The sequence below is a fragment of the Campylobacter sp. RM15925 genome (assembly GCF_012978775.1).
GTDB lineage: Bacteria > Campylobacterota > Campylobacteria > Campylobacterales > Campylobacteraceae > Campylobacter_A > Campylobacter_A canis.
The window spans coordinates 1-7,292 of the sequence record NZ_LIWP01000025.1 but is presented as its reverse complement, the minus strand read 5'-3'; the positions used below and the strand labels follow the sequence as shown (position 1 = coordinate 7,292).

The window sequence follows — 7,292 nt, the reverse complement described above, 5'->3', positions numbered from 1 at the left end:
AACCCTCACTTTCAGTCAAACAATTGCTATCTTAACTAATTCCGGAAAGATATCTTAATCCCCCCCTCTCTCTCCAAACACCACTACCACCCCTTCTTCTCTTTATTTATTTTACCCTATTTACTCTCTTTTGTTTTTTTAGTATCTTTCTTTATATTCTCTTTGGTGTCTTTTATGTTCTCTTTTGCATCCTTAGCCTTATCTGCCTTACCTTCTTTACTCTTAGCTTTCTTTGTCTCTTTCTTTAAGCTGTCTTCTTTATCTTTAGCTTTTTTGTTTAGGCTGTCTTTAGTATCTTTTAACTTATCTGCTTGCTTAGTTGTTTTTTCTTTTGTATCTTTTGTTTTAGAAAGTAGCTTATCCTCTTTATCTTTTATCTTCTTAGTAGCATTAGCAGGTATTATGCTTTTACCCGATACCGAAATATCTTGTTTTAACGCTTTAAATGTCTTATCTCCTATTCCGTTTACATTTTTAAGATCCTCTATAGAGTTAAACTTATTCATCTTCCTATATTCCATTATAGCCTCGGCCTTAGACTCTCCTATACCTTTTAAGCTCATAAGCTCCTCTTTAGTGGCCGTATTTAGATTTATCTGCGCAAATGCAGAGATTGAAAGCATAATAAGTGCTAACAGTATATTTTTTACCGTATTCATAGTAAATTCCTTTTTATTAAGATGTTTAAATTTAAGTAGTTAAAATTCTACAATGCTATGTTAAAGAAATGATAAATTTATAAATGAGTATAAGCAAATTTCTTTTAGCCTAAATTTTATAAGAAGCGTCTTAATGTATTAAAGTTACAGATTGTATTAACAATAAGCTTAACAAATAAACTATAGTTACTAAAAGACATAAAGAGTAAATAAAGAAGTTGCTTTAGATAATTGTAAATAAAGCAGCTAGGCATATAAAGAATTTAAAAACTAATCGGTTTAAATTTAAAAGCATATAAAAACATAATAAATGTAAAAAAGGTTTTATCTTTATTGTTAATGTTTTTTGGATTAGCTGTTTTTGATATGAATTTATAAGAATAATAACAAAGCCCGCAACAACCTACTTTTCCAAACATCCCAGTAAGGGAGAGTATCATCAGCCAGGACGAGCTTAGCTTCTTGGTTCGAGATGGAGCAAGGCGTTTCCTCGTCTGTATAGTCACGGGCAGTGTTAAATAAAAAATCATTGCAGAGTTTAACAAAGATATTTTTATTTATATCTCAACAACCTGCTTCCTAATTTCTTATTTAACACTGTCTTTTATTTGTTAAGAGTTAAAGCGTTTTAAATAACAATCTTTATCTTGTAAGGTTTTACCCTTAACAAGGAAGTGATGCTTATTAAAAGATAAGCAGACGACCTATTAGTACTGGTCAGCTAAAGGACTTTCATCCATTACACACCCAGCCTATCAAACATATAGTCTTTATGAGGTCTTAAAAGAAGATTCATCTTGGAGTTGGCTTCGAGCTTAGATGCTTTCAGCTCTTATCACATCCCAACTTAGCTACCGAGCGGTGCCCTTGGCAGGACAACTCGTACACCAGTGGTTGGTTCAACCCGGTCCTCTCGTACTAGGGTCAACTCTCCTCAATCTTCTTACGCCCACGGCAGATAGGGACCGAACTGTCTCACGACGTTCTGAACCCAGCTCGCGTACCGCTTTAAATGGCGAACAGCCATACCCTTGGGACCTGCTCCAGCCCCAGGATGCGATGAGCCGACATCGAGGTGCCAAACCTCCCCGTCGATGTGAGCTCTTGGGGGAGATCAGCCTGTTATCCCCGGGGTACCTTTTATCCTTTGAGCGATGGCCCTTCCACACAGAACCACCGGATCACTAAGACCGACTTTCGTCTCTGCTTGACATGTACGTCTCGCAGTTAAGCTGGCTTATACCTTTATACTCTACGAACGATTTCCAACCGTTCTGAGCCAACCTTTGTAAGCCTCCGTTACATTTTGGGAGGCGACCGCCCCAGTCAAACTACCCACCAGACATTGTCCTGCATGAGGATAACTCATGCCAGTTAGCTATCAGAATAAAAAAGAGTGGTATCTCAACAACGGCTCACTATAAACTGGCGTTTATAGATCAAAGCCTCCCACCTATCCTGCACATCTTTATCCCAATAGCAGTGTCAAGCTGTAGTAAAGGTCCACGGGGTCTTTCCGTCTTGCCGCGGGTAGGAGGAATTTTCACCTCCACTACAATTTCACTGGATCCCTCTTCGAGACAGCTCCCATCTCGTTACGCCATTCATGCAGGTCGGTATTTAACCGACAAGGAATTTCGCTACCTTAGGACCGTTATAGTTACGGCCGCCGTTTACTCGGGCTTCGATCAAACGCTTCGCAGAGCTAACGTCATCAATTAACCTTCGAGCACCGGGCAGGCGTCACACCCTATACATCCTCTTACGAGTTAGCAGAGTGCTGTGTTTTTGGTAAACAGTCGGGAGGGACTCTTTGTTGTAACCTTCCTTGCTTACGGAGTAAATCCTTAACAAAGCTAGGCACACCTTATACCGAAGATACGGTGCTATTTTGCAGAGTTCCTTGAAGAGAGTTCTTCCACGCGCCTTAGAATACTCATCCCACCCACCTGTGTCGGTTTACGGTACGGGCAACTATTACTAAACTTAGAAACTTTTCTTGGCTCGACAGTATCAAGGATTCAAACGCTATTCCGAAGAACTTTGTCTGCCTGTGGGGTCTCGGATAAAGAGTTACGGATTTGCCTGTAACTCAACCTACACCTTTCGACCAGCACTTCCATCCGCTGGCTCCTTTAACTCTAAGCGTCCTTCCATCGCACATAATAGTTGGCATTGGAATATTAACCAATTTTCCATCGCATACCCCTTTCGGACTTTGCTTAGGACCCGGCTAACCCTACGATGACGAGCATCGCGTAGGAAACCTTGGGTTTACGGCGTTAATGATTCTCACATTAATTATCGCTACTCATGCCTGCATGCTCACTTCTATCCGCTCCAGCGCTCCTTACCGGTACACCTTCAACGCTGAATAGAACGCTCTCCTACCACTTGCACTTAATTATTCATACTATCAAATTTATACTCTAAATTTTAGTGCTTAATCTGAAATTTAAAAGAACAGATCAAGCAAAGTATTTTGAGATGGATTTAAATGTTGCGATGAGATTTTCGATTGAGACTAGCCATATAGGCTGTCGATTGAGAAAATTTCAAGTTCATTTAAATACGCTCAAAAGACGAGCTAGTATAAATGATTAAGTGCAAGTCTAAAGCTTCGGTACTCATTTTAGCCCCGTTATATTTTCCGCGCAGAATCACTAGACCAGTGAGCTATTACGCTTTCTTTAAAGGATGGCTGCTTCTAAGCCAACCTCCTGGTTGTTTCAGTAACTCCACATCGTTTTCCACTTAAATGAGATTTAGGGACCTTAGCTGTTAGTCTGGGTTGTTCCCCTCTCGACGACGGATTTTATCACTCGCCGCCTGACTGCCATGATTACACACTAGGTATTCGGAGTTTGATAGGGTTTGGTACATTGGTGTATGCCCTAGCCCATTCAGTGCTCTACCCCCCAGTGTTACTACATGACGCTATACCTAAATATATTTCGGAGAGAACCAGCTATCACGATGTTTGATTGGCCTTTCACCCCTATCCACAAGTCATCCCATAGCTTTTCAACGCTAGCGGGTTCGGTCCTCCACCGGCTCTTACACCGGTTTCAACCTGCTCATGGATAGATCACATCGTTTCGGGTCTGCAACATCTGACTAAACGCCCTATTAAGACTCGCTTTCGCTACGGCTCCGGGTTTCCTTAACCTCGCCAGACATCACAACTCGCAGGCTCATTATGCAAAAGGCAGTCCATCACCCTGATAAATCATAGGGCTCTGAATGATTGTAAGCAAATGGTTTCAGGTTCTATTTCACTCTGATCACCTCAGTTCTTTTCACCTTTCCCTCACGGTACTTGTGCACTATCGGTCTAGTAGTAGTATTTAGGGTTGGATAGTGGTCTACCCGGCTTCAGACAGAATATCACGTGTTCCGCCCTACTCAGGATACTGCTAAGTAAAACATCGCTTTCATATACGGGAGTATCACCCTCTATGCTTAAGCTTTCCAGCTTATTCTATTAGCTTTGTTTAGTCTATGTTGCAGTCCTACAACCCCGTTAGTAAACTAACGGTTTGCCCTCTTACGCGTTCGCTCGCCGCTACTAGCGTAATCTCGTTTGATTTCTTTTCCTGAGGGTACTAAGATGTTTCAATTCCCCTCGTTCGCTCCATTACGGTAACTGACATCGCTATCAGTTGGGTTGCCCCATTCGGAAATACCCGGATCAAAGCCCCTTGACGGCTCCCCGAGTCTTATCGCAGCCTGGCACGTCCTTCATCGCCTCTACTAGCCAAGGCATCCACCATTTGCTCTTTGTAGCTTACCTTTTATTAGTATATTTCATATTCTAATTCGCATCACTTCCTTGTTAAAGGTAATATAAACAACAAAAATTTAAAATCATATACATGAATATATGCAGCAAATTTAAGTTTATTACTAAATTTAAACTCTAATCTCCAAGACGGAAAGCATTAACTGATATATAGATAAGTTTTAACTCTAGATATCTTGTGACGTTAAACTTCTGAATACTGATTATATTCAAGAGATAAGATATTTAAATCTTTAACAAGTCCTGTAAAATTGTTTTATTTAAAACTTGCTTGTGACTCTTAACAATGATAAATAAAAGAACATTTTAGACTTCTCGCAAGAGCAAAGCTCTTGCTCCGAGCAGGAGTTTCACTCCCTGCACCCACCTAAAGCACACCAACGCTTTAGGCGTTGCCGTATTTAGAAGATAATCTATTTTTCAAAGTCTAAAGCAAACATTCTTCTAGGAACATTTGATTTAAACTTTGATGTTTAAATCTTTTGTAGTTAAACTAATTTATTTATTTGCTAATTAATGGTGGGCCTAACAAGACTTGAACTTGTGACCTCACCCTTATCAGGGGTGCACTCTAACCAGCTGAGCTATAGGCCCTAATATATTTTGGTGGAGAATAGCGGGATCGAACCGCTGACCTCCTGCGTGCAAAGCAGGCGCTCTCCCAGCTGAGCTAATTCCCCTCAACATCCTTACTTCGCATACTAGCAAAGCTAGCATTTACGAGCAGGAGTTTCACTCCCTGCACCCACCTAAAGCTATTAAAGGATTTATTCTAAACTTCGTTTATCATAAATCACAAATTTAGGTTTTTGTCTAGGCAATTAAGGAATTAGACAAATTTATTAGCCGTCAATCTTTCAAAACTAAACAAGGATGATTGAGTAGATTAGTTTAATAAGGCTAATCTAAATTTTCCTTTGATGAATATCTTGTGAGAGAATATTCATTGTACTCTAGAAAGGAGGTGATCCAACCGCAGGTTCTCCTACGGTTACCTTGTTACGACTTCACCCCAGTCGCTGATTCCACTGTGGACCATAACCGGTTTGGTATTTGGGCTTCGAGTGAAATCAACTCCCATGGTGTGACGGGCGGTGAGTACAAGACCCGGGAACGTATTCACCGTAGCATGGCTGATCTACGATTACTAGCGATTCCGGCTTCATGGAGTCGAGTTGCAGACTCCAATCCGAACTGGGACATATTTTATAGATTTGCTCCATCTCGCGATATTGCGTCTCATTGTATATGCCATTGTAGCACGTGTGTCGCCCCGGACATAAGGGCCATGATGACTTGACGTCGTCCACACCTTCCTCCTCCTTACGAAGGCAGTCTATTTAGAGTGCTCGGCCTAACCGTTAGCAACTAAATACGTGGGTTGCGCTCGTTGCGGGACTTAACCCAACATCTCACGACACGAGCTGACGACAGCCGTGCAGCACCTGTCTTAACATTTCTGCAAGCAGACACTCTTCTATCTCTAGATGATTTGTTAGATATCAAGTCCGGGTAAGGTTCTTCGCGTATCTTCGAATTAAACCACATGCTCCACCGCTTGTGCGGGTCCCCGTCTATTCCTTTGAGTTTTAATCTTGCGACCGTACTCCCCAGGCGGTATACTTAATCCGTTAGGTGCATTACTGCCAAGACTAGCTTGGCAACAACTAGTATACATCGTTTAGGGCGTGGACTACCAGGGTATCTAATCCTGTTTGCTCCCCACGCTTTCACGCATTAGCGTCAGTTAAGTTCCAGCAGATCGCCTTCGCAATGGGTATTCTTCTTGATCTCTACGGATTTTACCCCTACACCAAGAATTCCATCTGCCTCTCCCTTACTCTAGATTATCAGTTTCCCAAGCAGTTTAACGGTTAAGCCGTTAGATTTCACTCAAGACTTGATAATCCGCCTACGCGTCCTTTACGCCCAGTGATTCCGAGTAACGCTTGCACCCTCCGTATTACCGCGGCTGCTGGCACGGAGTTAGCCGGTGCTTATTCCTTGGGTACCGTCATAATTCTTTCCCAAGAAAAGGAGTTTACGCTCCGAAAAGTGTCATCCTCCACGCGGCGTTGCTGCTTCAGGGTTTCCCCCATTGAGCAATATTCCCTACTGCTGCCTCCCGTAGGAGTCTGGACCGTGTCTCAGTTCCAGTGTGACTGATCATCCTCTCAGACCAGTTACGCGTCATAGCCTTGGTGAGCCATTACCTCACCAACTAGCTGATACGATATAGCCTCATCCTACACCGAAAAACTTTCCCGACTTAACTTATGTAAAGAAGGAGTATAGAGTATTAGCAGTCGTTTCCAACTGTTGTCCTCTAGTGTAGGGCAGATTAGCTATACATTACTCACCCGTGCGCCACTAAGATATAAGAGCAAGCCCTCATATCTCCGTTCGACTTGCATGTATTAGGCACGCCGCCAGCGTTCACTCTGAGCCAGGATCAAACTCTCCATATTAATCTTCTTTAGCGGTTTGGCAAAGCCAAACCTAAGAAGCAATACTAAAGATAAAGATTTATTCCAAACTACGTTTGTCATAAATCGTAAATTTAAGGTCTTATTCAAAAAGCGGATTAAGCTTTAGAAAACCTTAGAGCTCTTTAGTTAAATTTATATGAAGTTTTAATCAAAAAACTTTTAATTTTATAATCTACGATCTTTTAAATTAGCAAGCTAATTAAAAGATGATTTTTTAGTTTTTCTACATTAATTACTTTCCAAAGAAAGCCTATTAAAGTAGATGGCTCAATCGATCACTTGTTTAGATTTCAAAGATTGACTAATTAGTTTAACAGTGTTAAGTTAGAGAACATGACGATT

1 protein-coding gene, 2 tRNA genes and 3 rRNA genes are annotated in these 7,292 nt (G+C 41.4%); all 6 read right to left on the bottom strand.

Features of this window, described 5'->3' with window-relative positions:
- Positions 1-116: 116 nt before the first annotated feature.
- The 6 genes from CDOM15925_RS10290 to CDOM15925_RS09805 all read right to left on the bottom strand — a co-directional run bounded on the left by CDOM15925_RS10290 (position 117) and on the right by CDOM15925_RS09805 (position 6,929).
- Entirely contained in the window at positions 117-659 is a 543-nt protein-coding gene (locus CDOM15925_RS10290; RefSeq protein WP_169943229.1) for a helix-hairpin-helix domain-containing protein, read from the bottom strand.
- Positions 660-1,049: 390 nt separating this feature from the next.
- Positions 1,050-1,169, bottom strand: a 5S ribosomal RNA gene (gene rrf, locus CDOM15925_RS09825).
- A gap of 177 nt (positions 1,170-1,346) precedes the next feature.
- Positions 1,347-4,452: ribosomal RNA gene (locus CDOM15925_RS09820) — 23S ribosomal RNA — on the bottom strand.
- A gap of 526 nt (positions 4,453-4,978) precedes the next feature.
- Positions 4,979-5,055, bottom strand: a tRNA-Ile gene (locus tag CDOM15925_RS09815).
- A gap of 10 nt (positions 5,056-5,065) precedes the next feature.
- A tRNA-Ala gene (locus tag CDOM15925_RS09810) sits at positions 5,066-5,141 on the bottom strand.
- A 277-nt stretch (positions 5,142-5,418) separates the two neighbouring features.
- A 16S ribosomal RNA gene (locus tag CDOM15925_RS09805) occupies positions 5,419-6,929 on the bottom strand.
- The 16S, 23S and 5S rRNA genes sit together here with 2 tRNA genes alongside, the layout of an rRNA operon.
- Positions 6,930-7,292: the final 363 nt, after the last annotated feature.

Bases quoted from the DNA above. Each gene is read 5' to 3' on its own strand.
- CDOM15925_RS10290 (WP_169943229.1), bottom strand. From the start codon at position 659: ATGAATACGGTAAAAAATATACTGTTAGCACTTATTATGCTTTCAATC.